This window comes from Deinococcus sp. LM3 (assembly GCF_002017875.1).
GTDB lineage: Bacteria > Deinococcota > Deinococci > Deinococcales > Deinococcaceae > Deinococcus.
The window spans coordinates 2,132,803-2,148,569 of sequence record NZ_MUFV01000001.1 but is presented as its reverse complement, the minus strand read 5'-3'; the positions used below and the strand labels follow the sequence as shown (position 1 = coordinate 2,148,569).

The window sequence follows — 15,767 nt, the reverse complement described above, 5'->3', positions numbered from 1 at the left end:
ATGAGTGGGGCGCCGTGAAACATTTATAGGGGTTCAGCTGACGATCAGACAGCGCGGCCCGCGCTCAGCGGATGATGCGGGCCGGTTCGATGCTGGCGGCGCGCCGGGCGGGGATCAGCGCGGCCAGCAGGGTGGTGAGCAGGCCGATGGCGTTCACGCCGAGCAGGTCGCTGACGCGCACCTCGACCGGCAGGCTGGTGATGAAGTACAGGTCGCCGGGCAGCGTGAAGGGCCGCACCGTGAAGTACGCGCTGATGCCCAGGCCCAGCACGTTGCCCAGCAGCAGGCCGCCCAGGCCCAGCGCGAGGCCCTCGAGCAGGAACACCTGCGTGATCAGGCGGCGGGTGGCGCCGATGGCGCGCAGGATGGCGATTTCCTGGGTCTTCTCGAAGACGGCCAGCGTCAGGACGTTCGCGATCCCGAAGGCCGCGACGACCACGATCAGCAGGACCACGAAGCCGATCACTTTCTTCTGCAGCGCCAGCTGATCGAGCAGGGTGCCGTACAGGCTCTGCCAGGGCAGCGGCGAGTACGGGCGGGTGCGGGTCAGCGCCTCCCCGACGGCCGGCGCGAGGTCCGGGTCGTGCAGGCGCAGCTGGTAGCCGGTGATGTTGGTGGTGCCCTGCAGGGTCTGCAGGGTGGGCAGGTTCGTGAAGGCGTACGCGGAGTCGATCAGGTAGTTGCCGGTGGTGAATACGCCCCGGACGGTCAGGCTGGTGCGGCGCTGCGTGGAGTTCAGCAGGCGGACCTCGTCGCCGGTGAAGGCCCCGACACTGCGGGCCAGGGCCGAGCCGAGAATCACCTCGCCGTCTTTCAGGGAGGCCAGGGCGGCACTTTCGGCGACGGGCAGGTCGAGTACGCGGGCGGCCTGTCCGGTCACGCCAAACAGCGTGGCGAAGTCCACGCCGGCGGCGCGGCCCTGGGTGGCGGGCCGGGTCAGCAGGCCCTTGTCGGCCAGGAAGGGCGTGAAGGCCAGGACGCGCGGGTCGGCGCTGGCGGCGCTCTCGAGTTCCCGGTCGGGGCCGCCCGGGTTGAAGGACGTGACGCTCAGGTGCGGGCTGGCGCGCAGGGTGGCGTTCACGAGCGCGCGGGTAAAGCCGTTGGTGAGGCTCAGCGCGGCGATCAGGGCCATGACGCCCACGGCGATGCCGAGGATGGTCAGGACGTTCTGGGTGCGGCGGCGGCGCAGGTGGGCGCGGGCCAGGGACCACGCCAGCGAGCGGTCGGGAGCGGCGTGGCCGCGCTCGGGTGGGGTGGCCGGGGCTGAAGTCATGCAAGGCGGAGGATACCAGAGTGCCCGGCTGGCTCCGGGCCTGCACCCCGGCACAGGAAACCGGGGGCACAGGAAACCGGGCCCCGCTCACGTGGAGGGGGCCCGGCTGGGGAGGTACTGGGTCAGCGGGTCAGCGGACGGCGGTGATGCGGATCTGACGGGCGCCCCAGTTCAGGGCCTCGCTGCGGGTGGCCATCCAGATGTCGACCGAGTTGGTCTTGCGGGCGGCCATGGTGTCCTCGACGATGAAGACGCGGCCCTTGAGCATGTTGGTGTATTTGCCGCTCAGGTCCTCGATCATGACCTTGGTGCCGTAGGGGAAGGTGCGCAGCAGGTCGCGGGACAGGGCGACCACGCCGGGGCGGGTGCGGGTGCCGGTGGCCGTGATGAACGGCGTGGAGTCGGTCTGTCCGGGGACGCTGTTGTAGGCGGTCGAGCGGGCGATGGCGGTCTTGCCGCGGATGGGCGTGAGCGCGACGGTGTCGCTGCTGGCGCTGCTGGTGTCGGCGCGGGCGACGGCCTCGGCGCGGACCTGAGCGGCGCTCTGGGCCTGGGTGGCGGCGGGCGTGGCAGTGGGGGCGGTGCTCAGGGCGTCACGGACGGCGTTGGTGGCGACGGTACTGGCGGGCAGCGCGGGGGTGGCGGCGGAGGCCACTCCGGCGAGGCTGAACAGGACGGCGCGGGTCCAGCGGATCAGGGGTTGAAGCATGGGGTCTCCTGCGGAGGCGGGGCGGTGAGCCCGGCAGCATCCGGCGTTTTTCTGGGTGTGGATTCAAGTGCGGGTGCCAGCATGAAGGCTTTCCCGACCTCGAGAATGAGCGTACGGGGCTCAGATGGCAGCTTCCTGATAAAAAGGGGTTTATGATCTCATTTTAAAGACCAGTAATTTCTATACTGCGTGTATAAAAAACAGAAAATGCCCACTAGGGGGCATTCTGATAGATGAGACAAGTTCTAATGCTCTCATTTAGTTTCTCACATAAATGTTCTGCACCCGGCAGAATCCGGTATCTACCACTGCTCTCTGGGCTCCCAGAAGAGATGACTTAGTAAGCTGGGTTACCCTGTGTGACAGGTCGGGCGTGAGAGAAGCACGAAGGAACAGTTGAACAGGCGGTCAATTCGCTGCCCACTCTCACGCGTTACTCATCAGCTCCGCTGGCCTTGCCCGGCGCGGCCGCCCAGCTCGACAGCACATCCGCCGAGATCTCCTTGAAGATCGGCGCGGCCAGCTGCGAGCCGTGGTACTCGATCTTCGCGCCGTGCACCATCACCGCGATCGTCACGCGCGGCGACTCGGCCGGGAAGAACCCACCGAAGGTGCTGTCGTACACCGTCTTCGAGTACCGACCGTTGGCGTCCACCGTCTGCGCCGTCCCGGTCTTCCCGGCCAGGTCGTATCCCTCGATGCCCGCCTTGGCGAAGATGCCCTCGTTGATCACGTTGCGCAGCATCAGCCGCGTGGCGCGCGCCACCTCCGGACGGATCACGTTACGGCGCTCCACGCCCCCGGCGCCCTCGACCAGCCGCGGCGTCACGTACTGCCCGTCGTTCGCCAGGACATTGAAAGCCGCCGCCAGTTGCAGGTTCGTGCCGCTCATTCCCTGCCCGAACGAGTTGGTGGCACGCACCAGATCGTCCCAGCGCGACAGGGGTTGCAGCGACCCGGTCGCGGCCGGCAGGTTCGGCACGCTCGGCTCCTTCCCGAACCCGTAGGCCTGCAGGTAGCCGTACAGATCCTCGGACGGGAAACGCTCGACGATGTGCGTCATACCCACGTTACTGCTGTAGCGCAGGACGCCCTGGGTGTTCAGCGACGACGGATGCGCCACCTGGTCCCCGATGGTGCTGCCCCAGCGCCCCCCCACGAAGCGGCGCATGGGCGTGCTGTATACCGTGTCCGGCGTGGTCAGGCCCTCGTTCATGGCGGCGGCCACCACCAGCGGCTTGACGGTGGAGCCCGGCTCGAACCGGGTCACGAACGGCCGGTTCAGCCACACCTCCGGCGCGTACCGGCGCCAGTTGTTCGGATTGAACGGCGGGTACGTCGCGGCGGCCAGGACACGGCCCGTGCGGGTTTCGAGCACCACCACCGACCCGAACTCGCCCCGGTGCGCCGGCACGGCCCGCGCCAGCGCCGCCTCAGCCGACGCCTGCACCTGGGTATCCAGCGTGAGTTTCAGGGTCTGCCCGGCCGCCAGCGAGTCGTTGTACGCCGCCTCCAGCCCCTCGAGGCCCTCGGTGGCGCCCATCATGCCGACCAGCTGCCCCGCGATCTGCCCCTGCGGGTACACCCGCTTGCCGTCGCGACTCATGGCCAGCACCTTGCCGTCGGAGGTCACGATCTTGCCGCGCGCCTGCACCACCGAGCTGCGCACCGCCTGCGGCACGCCCCACTCCAGCTGCCCGTACGCCCAGACCAGCAGCAGGAACATCCCCAGCGCCAGCACCCGCATGAACGCCGACCGGGTCCGGATCTTCACTTCCACTGAACACTCACCTCCACCTGGCGCGGCGCGGCAGGCGCGGGCGCAGCCGCCTTGACGCCCCCGATCTTCCCGGTCTCCTTAGCCGCGTCCGTGAACCGCTGCATGCCGTTCGCGAAGGCCCAGTCCCGCAGCCGCTGCGGGTTTTCCAGCACCTGCAGTTGCAGCGCCAGGTCGTCACGCTGCGTGGTCAGGGCCGCCTCACGCGCCTGCGCCTCCTTCAGGGCCGGCCGGACCCCCTGCGTCGCGGCGCGCACCGTCACCAGCGCCAGCACCATCAGCAGGTAGATCAGCACGTACCGCACCGCCCGGCCCCGCCAGGTGGGCAGGCTGGTGTCCACCGTCAGGCGGCCCAGACGCACCTCGCGCAGCGCCGCGCCCTTCCGGAACGGCAGGATCACGCGGCCCCCACCCGCTCGGCCGAGCGGAGTTTCGCGCTGCGGGCGCGCGGGTTGAGGGCCTGCTCGGCCTCGGAGGCGATCACGGGCCGCTTGGTCAGCGGGGTCAGGACCTCGCTACCCAGCAGGAAGCGTTTCACGATGCGGTCCTCCAGCGAGTGGAAGCTGATCACGGCCAGCCGCCCGCCGGGAGCCAGCAGCGTCTCGGCGGCCTGAAGACCGTCGCGCAGCGCGCCCAGTTCGTCGTTCACGTGAATCCGCAGCGCCTGGAAGGTCCGCCGCGCCGGGTGGATGCCCTTGCTGAAGCCCGGATACGCCCGCTTGACGATCTCGGCGAGCTGCACGGTCGTCTCGATGGGTGCTTTCTCGCGGGCGTACACGATGCCGCGCGCGATCCGGCGCGACAGGCGGTCCTCGCCGTACTCGTAGATGATCGCGGCGATGTCCTCCTCGTCGTAGCCGTTCACCACGTCGGCGGCACTCTCGCCGGACTGGCTCATGCGCATGTCCAGCGGGGCCTCGGTGTGGTACGAGAAGCCGCGCCCGGTGTCGTCGAGCTGAAAGGAACTCACGCCGATGTCCAGCAGGATGCCGTCCACCTGCGTGACGCCCGCACCCGCCAGCAGCGACACCATGTCACGGTAGTTGCCCTGCAGGACGTGCAGGCCGGCGTGGTTCGCGGAGCGCGCACGTTCCAGCGCGAAAGGATCCTGGTCGATGCCGTACACGGTCGCGCCGGCCGCCAGCAGCAGCCCGGTGTGCCCGGCGCCGCCCAGCGTGCCGTCCACGAACACCTTGCCCGGCGCGGGAGCCAGGGCCGCGATGACCTCGTCGGCCAGCACCGGAACGTGCGAGAGGCTCCCAGGCCCGTCCGGGTCGGACTCGTCCGTGATGATGTCCATGGGGATGACGTCCGTTGGGATGGACCCGGTGGGAATGACTTCGGAAGGGATGGATTCAGACGGAGCGGAAGGCTCCGGGGTCACGCGGTTGGGCTGTTCGGTATCTGCATTCATGCTATTCACGCCACGAAGTTCACGAGAAGGTCAGGGTTGGGCGGGTTGTCCTGCACGGCCGTGATGGCCGCCTCCCAGCGGTCCGGGGTCCACAGTTCCAGGCGACCGGGCGCGCCCGCCACGATCACGTCGCTGTCCAGACCCGCGAAGGCCCGCAGGGTCTGCGGCACCGACACGCGGCTCTGGTTGTCCAGCCGGGCCTTGTTCGCGCCGGAGTAAAAGAAACGCACGAACGCCCGCGATCCGGCGTCCGTGAGGGGAAGACCCTCGAGCTGCTCCTCGACGCGCTTCCAGCTGGACAGCGGAAACACGTACAGGCAGCCTTCCATGCCGCGCGTCAGGATCATGCCGTCCTCCACGAATTCGCGAAAAGGCGGTGGAATGACCACACGCCCCTTGTCGTCGATGGTGTACGGGTACTCTCCGAACGGCAACGTCTCCCCTTTTCCCCACCCGCTCCCACCGGTACGCCCGGCGAAACGTCAGGCAACGTTCAACCATGAACACGAACTAAACGCATTGAGGTTGATGCGGCGAGTGTAACAGCCCTCCCCACGAATTACCACCAATTCCCACCAGAACCCACAAATGGCACCCGAACGCTCCTGTTTTCCCACCGCGCCCCCCAGAGCGCACCCCGCCCGAGGACACTTTCCCCGGCCGCCCCCGCTAGCATCGGCGGCATGACTGCCCCCCATGCCCTGCGAAACGGCGCGCTGCTGGCCGCCGTGGGCGTCGCGCTCGGTGCGTTCGGAGCCCACGCCCTGAAAGCCCAGCTGACGCCCGAAGCCCTGAATACCTTCGAGACCGGCGTGCGTTACCAGATGTACGCCGCGCTGGCCCTGCTGATCCTGGGTACCCAGCCCGCCCAGACCCGCGCGCCCCGGCTGCTGCTGGCCGGCGCCGTGGTCTTCAGCGGCAGCCTGTACCTGCTGACCCTGACCGGCGTGAAGATCCTGGGTGCCGTCACGCCCATCGGCGGCGCCCTGATGATCGCCGGGTTCGTCCTGGCCGCGCTGGACGCCCGCAAGTAGAACGTGGGCGGTGGGTTGCAGGAACAGTCCCCACCCCACAACAGGCAGGCCGCCTCCGGTTGAATGGGGCGGCCTGCTCGTCTGGTGCGGGGGAACTGTAAGCCGGGTTCTGTCCGTCACTCTCGTGACTGTTCGGCCATCTCTCTGGGACGCGCGTCGCCGCGCGCCTCAAGCGACCATCCTGGCGGTCATAGGGCGGGCCACCCTCGCGCACTGTCGGGTCTTGCACCGGATGGGGTTTACCAGACACTCCCGGTCTCCCGGGAGTCTGGTGCGCTCTTACCGCACCGTTTCACCCTGACCACCTGCCCGCCCGCGCCGGGGCTTTACGTACTGAAACGCCGGCAGGTGGCGGTCTGGTTTCTGTGGCACTGTCCTTCGGCTTCGCCGCCACCCGCACGCAGGCGCGCGCCGCGGGTACTTGACTCGCCGACCAGCCGTTAGCTGGCATCCCTGCCCTGCGGTGCCCGGACTTTCCTCACCCAGACTCACGCCTGGGCGCGGCCGAACATTCCCCCGCAAGGACAGAGCATAGCAGACCGCCCCCACGCACCCCACCCGGACGGGCAGGCGCGTGAGGGCGCGGGGACGGGGCGGCTCAGCCCCAGCGGGCCATCGTCTCGCGCTGCGCACGTTCCCACACGGCGGGGGGCATGCGCTCCGGGTGCAGCAGATCCTGAAGTTCCTTCTGGTTCAGCTGACGGAACTCGCCGGGTTCCAGGTCGCCCATCCACAGGCCGCCCACGCGGTAGCGCAGCAGGCGGTAGACCGGGTGACCGATGGTTTCGAGCATGCGCCGCACCTGCCGGTTGCGGCCCTCGCCCAGCACCACGAAGGCTCCCTCGCGGGCCGGTTCGGCACTGACGGCGCGGGCCACGCCGTCTTCCAGCTCCACGCCGGTCACCAGCGACTCGAGTTCCTCGGCGGTGGGCGGCGCGTCCCCTTCGGTCCAGGCGCGGTAGGCCTTCTCGTGCCCGTAACGGGGGTGGGTGAGGTTCAGCGTGAGTTGCCCGTCGGTGGTGAGCAGCAGCAGACCCTCGGAATCCTTGTCGAGCCGCCCGACCGGGTGCAGGCCCGGAATGCTGGGCATGGCGTCCAGGACGTTGCGGCGGCCGTACTCGTCACGGGCGGTCGTGACGTACCCGGCGGGTTTGTGCAGCATGAACGTGACGTTCTCGACAGCGGTCGTCTCGACGAGTTGCCCGTCCACGCGCACGTCGTCGGCGTCGGTGACGGTGCGGCCCAGCACGGCGACCTCGCCGTTCACGGTCACGCGGCCCGCCTTGATCAGGTCCTCGACGGCGCGGCGCGAGGCGACCCCGGCGCGCGCGAGGCGTTTTTGCAGGCGTTCCCCGCCGGAACTGGCGGGTGTGGAGTCAGGATGGTCAGCGGATCGGTCGGTCATAGGTGCCCCCGGCGGGATGGAAACGAGAGAATGGCCACGACGGCCAGAACGAGCAGGAAGGCCGACAGGCCCAGCAGCAGCGAGCGCAGACCTGTGGGCAGGGATTCGGCGCCGCGCAGGGCGGCGGGTAGCAGCGCGGCGACGCACAGCAGGTTTCCGCCGGCCAGCCCGGCGACCTTCACGGCGTCGGGCCTGAAACTGGCCGCGACCTGAAACGCGCCCCAGGCCAGCAGCAGCGCGCCGCTCCCGCGCGCCAGCCACAGCGGCGAGACGCCCAGCAGGGCCGCCACGCCCGGCGACAGAAAGTACAGGTACAGGCCCAGCGGAACGAACAGCAGGGCGGTCAGCCAGAACGCGACACGCAACACAGGGAACAGTCTACGCGGCCACGGCGAGGCGGTGCGTGCGCCGCTCCCGGCTGGCGCCGCTCTGGTAGCCTCGCGGTTATGCCCGTGATCGCCGTCGACAAACCCCTGAACCTCACCTCTCACGATGTCGTGAACCGCGCCCGCCGCGCGCGCGGCACGAAACGGGTGGGGCACACCGGCACCCTGGACCCCCTGGCGACCGGGGTGCTGGTCCTGTGCGTGGACGACAGCACCAAGGTCGTGCAGTTCATGGAGGCCGACAGCAAGGACTACCTCGCGTGGATCAGCCTGGGGGCCGGGACGCCCACCCTGGACGCCGAGGGGCCGGTCGAGGAGACGGGCGACGTGCCGCCCCTGGACCCGGCGCAGGTGCAGACGCTACTGCAATCCTTCACAGGGCCGCAGGCGCAGGTGCCGCCGCAGTACAGCGCCATTCAGGTGGGCGGGCAGCGGGCCTACGCGGTCGCCCGCGCCGGGGGTACGCTGGACCTGCCCGCACGGAACGTCGTGATTCACACCCTGGACCTGCTGGGCGTCTACCCCAGCGTGGACGCCGCGCCGCGCACCTTCGACCCGCAGAGCTGGACACCCGCTGAAACCGGCCACACCTTCACGCTGCCGCCCGCGCTGGGCGAGTTTCCCACCCTGCTGGTGCGCGCCCGCGTGGGCAGCGGCACGTACCTGCGCTCGCTGGCGCGCGACGTGGGCGCCGCGCTGGGCGTTCCCGCGCACCTGGGCGGGTTGGTCCGCACCCGCGTGGGCCGCTACGACCTGCGGGACGCCGTGACGGTGGAGGACCTGCCCGGCGCGACCGGCATTCCCGACCTCGCCGCGCTGGACTTCCCGGTGATCGAGGCCGACGACCGCGTGGCGCGCGAACTCCGCCAGGGCAAACGCCCGGCCCACTCCGCGCAGGGCCGCCACGTCGTCACCCTGAACGGCGAACTGGTGGCGGTCGTGGACGGCAACGGCGAGCAACTGAAAGTCGTGCGCGCCTGGGCGTGAGGGGGTTGTGGGGTGTAGAACGAGCCGTTCCCACAACCCACACCCTCTTCAGTACCCCGGCGCCACCTGCGGCTGCGCGACCCCGATGCCTTCCAGCGCTCCGGCGATCTGCACGAGGCGTTCGTCGTGCAGGGCGGGCGCGATGAACTGGATGCCGACCGGCAGGGGCGTGCCGTCCACGGTTTCGAAGCCAGCGGGGACGCTCAGGGCCGGGAGGCCCGCGAGGTTGACGGCAACCGTGTCCACGTCGGCGGCGTACATGGCCAGCGGATCGCTGGTCTTCTCGCCGCGCCGGAAGGCCGGGAAGGGACTGGTGGGCGTGACGAGTACGTCGAACTGCCCGAAGGCCTGCGCGAAGCGGTCGGCGATCAGGCGGCGGACCTTCATGGCCTTGCTGTAGTAGGCGTCGTAGTAGCCGCTGCTCAGGGCGTACGTGCCGATCAGGATGCGGCGCTGCACTTCCGGGCCGAAGCCCTGCTCGCGGGTCAGGGTCATGGCCTCGGTCACGTCACTGCCGGGCACGCGCTGGCCGTACACCATGCCGTCGAAACGGGCGAGGTTGCTGCTGGCCTCGGGCATGGCGATCAGGTAGTACGCGGCGATGGCGTAGCGCAGTTCCGGCAGGCTGACCTCGGCGGTGGTCGCGCCCGCGCCGCGCAGGGCGTCCAGGGTGGCGTTCAGGGTGGCGTTCACGCCCGCCGTGTTCCCGGCGAGGCTCTCGGTGATCACGCCGACCCGCAGGCCGCGCAGGTCGTCGGGCGTCCCGGCGGCGAAGGCGGGCGGGGCGTGCAGGCTGGTGGCATCCAGGGGATCATGCCCCGCGATGACGTTCATGACCAGCGCGAGGTCCTCGGCGCTGCGGGCGAACGGCCCGATCTGATCGAGGCTGCTGGCGTACGCGATCAGGCCGTAGCGGCTGACGCGGCCGTAGGTGGGTTTCAGGCCGTACACGCCGGTGAACGCGGCGGGCTGGCGGACGCTGCCGCCAGTGTCGCTGCCCAGACTGACGGCGCTCAGGCCGGCGGCGACGGCCACGGCGCTGCCGCCGCTGCTGCCGCCGGGCACGCGGGCCGGGTCGTGCGGGTTCAGGGTGGGGCCGTAGGCGCTGTTCTCGGTGGAGCTGCCCATGGCGAACTCGTCCATGTTGGCCTTGGCGACGATCACGGCGCCCGCCTGCACGAGCCGCGCGGCAGCGGTGGCGTCGTAGGGGCTGACGTACCCGCGCAGGATGCGGCTGCCGCTGGTGGTGGCGGTGCCAGTCACGTTGATGTTGTCCTTGACGATCACGGGCACGCCCGCCAGCGGCAGGGTCTGGCCGGCGTCCAGGCGGGCCTGCACCTGCGCGGCCTGCTCGGCGGCGTGCGGGTTGACGCTCAGGACGGCGTTCAGGTCGCGGGCCGCCTCGATGCGGGCCAGGGCGGCGGCCGCGAGGTCCTGGGGGGTCGTGTCGCGCGACTGCACGGCGCGGGCCTGTGCGGCGGCGCTGCTGGTGGCGCTGGTGGGTGGGATGGCGGGCACGGGCATACCCGGTCAGTCTAGCGGCGCGGCCCGGCCCGGTGCGCCCGGCCGTCTGAACCGGCCTGCCCGGCGACTCCTGGCGTCCGGCCTGCCCACAACAGGGCGGGTGGGACGGCTCCCCTCACAGAACCGTCCCACCCTTTGTTTGTCGCGTGCGCCCAGCTTCAACCCTGGTGCGCGGTGCGGTCACGCCTTAGCGCGTGCCGTAATCCTGCACCCAGTAGGTGCCGTACCGGCTGCCGGGCTTGTACACGTAGCCCACGCCCACCTCTTTCAGGGTGGGGTCCATCAGGGTCTTGCAGTGGCTGGGGCTGTCCAGCCAGCCCTGCGTGACGTTGCCCAGGGTGTACCCGGCGGCGATGTTCTCGGCCACCACCTGCCAGCCGGTGTACCCGGCGGCCTCGGCGCGCTGGGCGGGCTTGACGCCCTCCGGGGTGTTGTGGTCGAAGTACCCGCGGGCGGCCATGTCGGCGGCGTGGGCGCGGGCGGCGGCCGCCAGGTAGCCGTTCCAGGTGACGGGCGCGGCCGCCGCGAAGCGCTGGGTGCCGCAGGTGCGCGGCACGGCGCGGGCCTCGTTGATCTCCCGGAGGATCTGAGCTTCCTCGGCGCCCATGGTCTGGCTGCCGGCGTCTTTCAGGCCGCTGCCCTGGTTGCCGGTGGCGGTGGTGCTGCCCACGGCGCTGGGGGTGCTGGGGCCGGCGCCGCAGGAGGCGAGCAGCAGGGCGGCGGGGATCAGGAGGGTCAGGGGGTGGGGGAAGCTGGGCATGTGAGGGTCCTTTGTCGCTGCCTGAGTGTGGTCAGCGGTTGAAGTGTCCTCACCTTAGTCAGTGGTCCCTTTCAGGCGGCTCACGCGGGCGTGCATGAATGACGGCGCCCCGGAATGCCCCCATATGGGGGGGAGAAGCCCCGCAGGCCGCGCCCCGCCCACCCACACCATGACCGGTGTTTTCTGTTGTCCCAGACGCCTTCAGCCCCGCAGACAGCGGCAGGTCCGGGGGTGGGGGGTGGGGGGTGAAAATGCCAGCGACCCGTCGCGGTGGACGGGTCGCTGGCAGCTTGAAGTGGACTGTGACGGGCAGCGGCGTCTGTCAGATTTCTGTGACAGTTCCGGCGCGGGCGGCTCTCAGCGCGTGCGGCTCAGGCCCTCCTGGGCCAGCCGGTACGAGGGGCTGAGTTTCAGGGCCGCCTCGTAGTTCTCGCGGGCCTTCAGGCGGTCGGGTGCCACCACTCCGGCCCCCCGCTCGTAACTCAGGCCCAGGTAGTACAGGTACTCGGGGGTGTTGTTGCCCAGCGCGGCGGCGCGCGTCAGGTTCTCGCGGGCGGCCTTCAGTTCACCGCTGTCGAGGTTCAGGCGGCCCAGGTAGTAGTAGAACTCCGGGTAACGCAGCGGATCGAGCGTGACCGCCTGGGTCAGCTGCGCGCGGGCGGTGGCCGCGTCCTTGGCCAGGTAGCTGACCACTCCGTACTGACCGACTGCGTAGGCGTTCTTCGGCGCCAGACGCGCGGCCTGCGCCGCCTCGGGGCGCGCGGCCGTCAGGTTGCCGCTCAGGGCCAGCAGCTTGGCGTAGTACGCGCGGTTGAAGGCGTCGCGGGGATCCACGATCACGGCCTGCTGCAGGTAATCCAGCGCCTGCGGGATGTTCCCGGTCGCGTAGTACATGTCGCCCAGGTTGTACAGCAGGATCGAGTTGTCGGGGTTCAGGGTGGTCGCCTGCCGGAACGCCTGAATGGCCTTCGTGGCGTCGCCCTGCAGTTTGTACACGTACCCGCGCTCGTTCCAGACGCGACTGAGCGGGACGTTCTTGCCGGCCGTGGGGGTCTGCGCCAGCGCCTCGGCGTCGGTCAGGATGCGCAGCGCCTCGCCCAGGTTGCTGCTGACGGCCGCGCGGTCCCCCGCGCCGATGTACTGCTGCACGTACGCCTGCGAGAGCGAGATGTACGCGTCGAAGTTCCGGCTGTCCAGGCTGATCAGCCGCTTGAGGGTCTCGATACCGGCGCTGTACAGCCGCAGTTTCACCTGCGAGCGGCCCAGGCCGATCAGGGCGTCGGGGTTGCGCGGGTCGATCTCGGCGGCGGCGCGGTACGCCACGTACGCCTGATCGAACTGTCCCTGCTCGTAGTAGTACACGCCCACCGCGACGTAGTTCGCGGCGGGAATGACGCGGGCCGGAGCGGCCGGGGTCGTGCCGGCAGGAGTGGTCGGTGCGGGCGTCTGTACAGGAGGCGTCGGTACAGGAGCAGTCTGCGCGGGAGGCGTCTGGGCGGGAGGCGTCTGGGCGGGAGCAGTCTGGGCGACCGCAGCGGACGCCGCGGCGAGGCCCAGGGTAATCATCAGGCCCAGCAGGCCAGAAACGGTCGTGCGTCGATTCACTCGAAAAACCTCCGTGGGGTTCGTCCGGAGCGGCTGCGCCCGAACGACCACGCCCTGCCAGCAACTGGCGTGAGCGGATAATACGTGAGAACGAACACAGCGGGGGTGAAGCGGCTGTGAGATACGGGACCACCCATTCTGACAGTCTTCACGCGCCGCGTGACCGGCAGCTGACGCGCCGCGCTCCCCGGCACCGCTGTTATACGGATTCCGTTTGTTTCGCCGACAATCCGGAACTTCACCGGATTGCCGACTCCACGTCCGGAACCCGTTTTGCTCCCACTCGCTTCGCTCGGATTGAATGGGCTGCAAAGCCCATTCAATCGGAGTCCGTATTACAGTCGGGATCATGAGCTTCCCTTCCCTCCGGCGCGTGGGCCTGACCGGCTCCATCGGCGCAGGCAAGAGTACCGTCGCCGCCCTGCTGCGCGAGCGCGGCCTGACCGTCCTGGACGCCGACGAGCAGGCCCGGCTGGTCACGCAGGACCCGGACGTTCTGGCCCTGCTGGACGTCCGCTTTCCCGGCGTGGTGGTCGGCGGCACCCTGGACCGCGCCGCGCTGGCCGCGCGGGTGTTCGGCGATCCGGCCGCACTGACGGACCTGAACGCCATCACACACCCGCGCGTGCGTGAGCGCATGGCGGAGCTGGAAGCACAGGCCGTCGCACGCGGAGAACAGACCGTCGTGCAGGACGTGCCACTGCTGTTCGAGAGCAGCCTGCACACCCAGATGGACGCCGTGATCGTCGTGGACGCCCCCCTGCCGCTGCGCGTGCGGCGCGTCATGGACCGCAGCGGCCTGACCGAGACCGAGGTGCTGGCCCGCGACGCCCGCCAGCTCCCCGCCGAGCAGAAACGTCAGCGGGCCACCGTCGTCATCGACAACAGCGGCGACCACGCCCACCTGGAAACGCAGGTGGACGCCGCGCTGCGCCAGCTGGGGCTGGATGGTTGATGGCGGATGGCGGATGGCGGATGGCGGATGGCGGATGGTGGGCAGCGTGTGCGCGACCCGGCCTTCCACGTCAAGGCCACCCGCTTCCCACTTCCTGCTGCCCACGCCCTAGCAGAGGGGGCGGCCACGCCTCGCGCCGCCGCCCCCTCTGCTGACCGTGTTTACGCCTGCTGGGCGTCCAGCGCGGCCTTGACGAAGGCGGCGAAGGGGGGGCTGGGGCGCATGGGGCGGCTCTTGAATTCCGGGTGGGCCTGGAGGGCCACGAAGAAGGGGTGGCCGGGAATCTCGATGGTCTCCACGAGGCCCGCGCCGCGTCCTTCCACGCCGGGGGTGACGCCGCTGATGACCAGTCCGGCGTCCTGGAGGCGGCCGGTGTAGGCCGGGTTGACCTCGAAGCGGTGGCGGTGGCGTTCGCGGACGGTGCCGCCCTGCGGGACGCCGTACAGTTCAGCGATCTTAGTGCCGGCTTTCAGGTCCATGGGCCAGTCGCCCAGGCGCATGGTGCCGCCCATCCCGGCGACTTCCAGCTGTTCGGGCATCAGGTCGATCACGCGGTGCGGGGCGTACTCGTCGAATTCGGCGCTGTTGGCGCCTTCCAGGCCGGCCTTGTGGCGGGCGTACTCGATCACGGCGATCTGCATGCCCAGGCAGATGCCCAGGTAGGGGGTGCCGCTCTCGCGGGCGTACTGCGCGGCGCGGACCTTGCCCTCGATGCCGCGAATACCGAACCCGCCGGGCACCAGAATCCCGTCGGCGGCGGCGAGGCGTTCCCGCACATCGTCAGGCGTGACGCTGGCGTCGGCGAGGTCCTCGGCGTTCACCCACTGGATGTTCACGCGGGCGTCGTTGGCGATCCCGGCGTGCGTGAGGGACTCCATGAGGCTCAGGTACGCGTCGGGCATGGCGGTGTACTTCCCGGCGATGGCGATCGTGACCTCGCGCCGGGGCTGCTTGATGGTCCTGACGGCGTTCTGCCACACGCCCAGGTTCGGGTGGGTGCGTTCCAGGGACAGGATGTCCTCGACGGTCTTGCCCAGGCCCTGTTCTTCCAGCGCCAGCGGCACCTCGTAGACGTGCGACACGTCGAAGCTGGAGAACACCCGGTTCTCGCGCACGCTGGTGAACGCGGCGATCTTGCGGGTGATCTCGGCCGGGAGTTTCTCCTTGCTGCGGACCATCACGATGTCGGGGCTGATGCCCACGGAGCGCAGTTCCGCGACCGAGTGCTGGGTGGGTTTGGTCTTGAACTCGTTGCTGGTACCCAGGTACGGCACCAGCGTCAGGTGCAGGTACAGGACGTTCTCGTCGCCCTCGTCGAACTTGAACTGCCGGATCGCCTCGAGGAACGGCAGGCTCTCGATGTCGCCGACGGTGCCGCCCACCTCGATCAGGACGATCTCGGCCCCGGCGCGCTCGCCAGCGGCGCGGATGCGGCTCTTGATCTCGTCCGTGACGTGCGGGATGACCTGCACGGTCTGCGACAGGTAATCCCCGGCGCGTTCCTTGCGGATGACTTCCTGGTACACCTGCCCGGTCGTGATGTTGCTGCCGGCGGGAATGTCGAGGTCCAGGAAGCGTTCGTAGTTGCCGATGTCCAGATCGGTCTCGGCACCTGAGGCCGTGACGAAGACCTCGCCGTGCTCGTAGGGGCGCATGGTGCCGGCGTCGATGTTGATGTACGGGTCGATCTTGACGGCCGTGACGCGGTAGCCGCGCGCACGCAGCAGCGCCCCGAGGGACGCGCTGGCCACGCCTTTACCAAGGCTGCTGACGACGCCGCCTGTAACGAAGATGTATTTCATGTCTGACCGCGAGCGCCCGCCCCACGCGGGGCCACCCCACTGCAAAGGGGCCAAAAAGAAAAACCGGGGCGCTCGGCCTCCGGGATTTGATCCTAGCACACGGAATCCCGGCGGGGGGTGACCCCGCGCCGCGCGG

General features: G+C 69.7%; 15 protein-coding genes and 1 other RNA gene. 3 read left to right on the top strand and 13 right to left on the bottom strand.

The features are described 5' to 3' along the window. Positions 1–64: 64 nt before the first annotated feature. The 6 genes from BXU09_RS10140 to mraZ all read right to left on the bottom strand — a co-directional run bounded on the left by BXU09_RS10140 (position 65) and on the right by mraZ (position 5,607). Positions 65–1,273, bottom strand: coding sequence for an ABC transporter permease (locus tag BXU09_RS10140; RefSeq protein ID WP_078302216.1), 1,209 nt, complete (start codon positions 1,271–1,273; stop codon positions 65–67). 130 nt (positions 1,274–1,403) lie between these two features. After that, on the bottom strand, positions 1,404–1,982 hold the full coding sequence (locus tag BXU09_RS21190; protein ID WP_099747826.1) for a 3D domain-containing protein: 579 nt from the start codon (positions 1,980–1,982) through the stop codon (positions 1,404–1,406). A 433-nt stretch (positions 1,983–2,415) separates the two neighbouring features. Next, the gene (locus BXU09_RS10130; protein WP_078302214.1) at positions 2,416–3,762 is read right to left on the bottom strand and encodes a penicillin-binding protein 2; all 1,347 of its coding nucleotides are present in this window, start codon (positions 3,760–3,762) and stop codon (positions 2,416–2,418) included. Beyond that, positions 3,753–4,160, bottom strand: coding sequence for a hypothetical protein (locus BXU09_RS10125; protein ID WP_230273774.1), 408 nt, complete (start codon positions 4,158–4,160; stop codon positions 3,753–3,755). Before BXU09_RS10125 ends, BXU09_RS10130 begins: the two co-directional genes overlap by 10 nt. Next, positions 4,157–5,059: a 16S rRNA (cytosine(1402)-N(4))-methyltransferase RsmH gene (gene rsmH / locus BXU09_RS10120; protein ID WP_078302212.1), complete on the bottom strand. Its 903-nt coding sequence runs from the start codon at positions 5,057–5,059 to the stop codon at positions 4,157–4,159. The genes BXU09_RS10125 and rsmH overlap by 4 nt, the downstream gene beginning before the upstream one ends. Positions 5,060–5,178: 119 nt before the next feature. Beyond that, positions 5,179–5,607, bottom strand: a complete 429-nt coding sequence (gene mraZ / locus BXU09_RS10115; protein ID WP_055363104.1) for a division/cell wall cluster transcriptional repressor MraZ — start codon at positions 5,605–5,607, stop codon at positions 5,179–5,181. Positions 5,608–5,856: 249 nt separating this feature from the next. Here mraZ and BXU09_RS10110 point away from each other — a divergent pair, with 249 nt between their 5' ends. Next, positions 5,857–6,207, top strand: a complete 351-nt coding sequence (locus BXU09_RS10110) for a DUF423 domain-containing protein (protein ID WP_078302211.1) — start codon at positions 5,857–5,859, stop codon at positions 6,205–6,207. 82 nt (positions 6,208–6,289) lie between these two features. On the opposite strand, the gene rnpB is transcribed toward BXU09_RS10110, so the two are convergent. From rnpB to BXU09_RS10095, 3 genes are all read right to left on the bottom strand, one after another. Further along, an RNA gene (gene rnpB / locus BXU09_RS10105) (RNase P RNA component class A) lies at positions 6,290–6,727 on the bottom strand. Between the two features lie 78 nt (positions 6,728–6,805). Beyond that, positions 6,806–7,612, bottom strand: a complete 807-nt coding sequence (locus tag BXU09_RS10100; protein ID WP_078302209.1) for a pseudouridine synthase — start codon at positions 7,610–7,612, stop codon at positions 6,806–6,808. Beyond that, positions 7,609–7,980 (bottom strand): hypothetical protein, encoded by a 372-nt coding sequence (locus BXU09_RS10095; protein ID WP_078302207.1) that lies wholly within the window; start codon positions 7,978–7,980, stop codon positions 7,609–7,611. The genes BXU09_RS10100 and BXU09_RS10095 overlap by 4 nt, the downstream gene beginning before the upstream one ends. 78 nt (positions 7,981–8,058) lie before the next feature. Here BXU09_RS10095 and truB point away from each other — a divergent pair, with 78 nt between their 5' ends. Next, the gene (gene truB, locus BXU09_RS10090) at positions 8,059–8,985 is read left to right on the top strand and encodes a tRNA pseudouridine(55) synthase TruB (RefSeq protein ID WP_078302205.1); all 927 of its coding nucleotides are present in this window, start codon (positions 8,059–8,061) and stop codon (positions 8,983–8,985) included. 48 nt (positions 8,986–9,033) lie between these two features. Here truB and gatA read toward each other — a convergent pair whose 3' ends face one another. The 3 genes from gatA to BXU09_RS10075 all read right to left on the bottom strand — a co-directional run bounded on the left by gatA (position 9,034) and on the right by BXU09_RS10075 (position 12,874). Further along, positions 9,034–10,509 carry an Asp-tRNA(Asn)/Glu-tRNA(Gln) amidotransferase subunit GatA gene (gene gatA, locus BXU09_RS10085; RefSeq protein ID WP_078302203.1) on the bottom strand — a complete coding sequence of 492 codons (1,476 nt, stop codon included), beginning with the start codon at positions 10,507–10,509 and terminating at the stop codon, positions 9,034–9,036. Between the two features lie 187 nt (positions 10,510–10,696). Further along, the gene (locus BXU09_RS10080) at positions 10,697–11,269 is read right to left on the bottom strand and encodes a CAP domain-containing protein (RefSeq protein WP_078302201.1); all 573 of its coding nucleotides are present in this window, start codon (positions 11,267–11,269) and stop codon (positions 10,697–10,699) included. A gap of 357 nt (positions 11,270–11,626) precedes the next feature. Further along, positions 11,627–12,874 carry a tetratricopeptide repeat protein gene (locus tag BXU09_RS10075; protein WP_346417560.1) on the bottom strand — a complete coding sequence of 416 codons (1,248 nt, stop codon included), beginning with the start codon at positions 12,872–12,874 and terminating at the stop codon, positions 11,627–11,629. 349 nt (positions 12,875–13,223) lie between these two features. Here BXU09_RS10075 and coaE point away from each other — a divergent pair, with 349 nt between their 5' ends. Further along, the gene (gene coaE, locus BXU09_RS10070; protein ID WP_078302197.1) at positions 13,224–13,829 is read left to right on the top strand and encodes a dephospho-CoA kinase; all 606 of its coding nucleotides are present in this window, start codon (positions 13,224–13,226) and stop codon (positions 13,827–13,829) included. Positions 13,830–13,990: 161 nt separating this feature from the next. On the opposite strand, the gene BXU09_RS10065 is transcribed toward coaE, so the two are convergent. Then, a complete protein-coding gene (locus tag BXU09_RS10065; protein WP_055362401.1) occupies positions 13,991–15,631 on the bottom strand; it encodes a CTP synthase in 1,641 nt (546 codons plus the stop codon). Between the last annotated feature and the right edge of the window lie 136 nt (positions 15,632–15,767).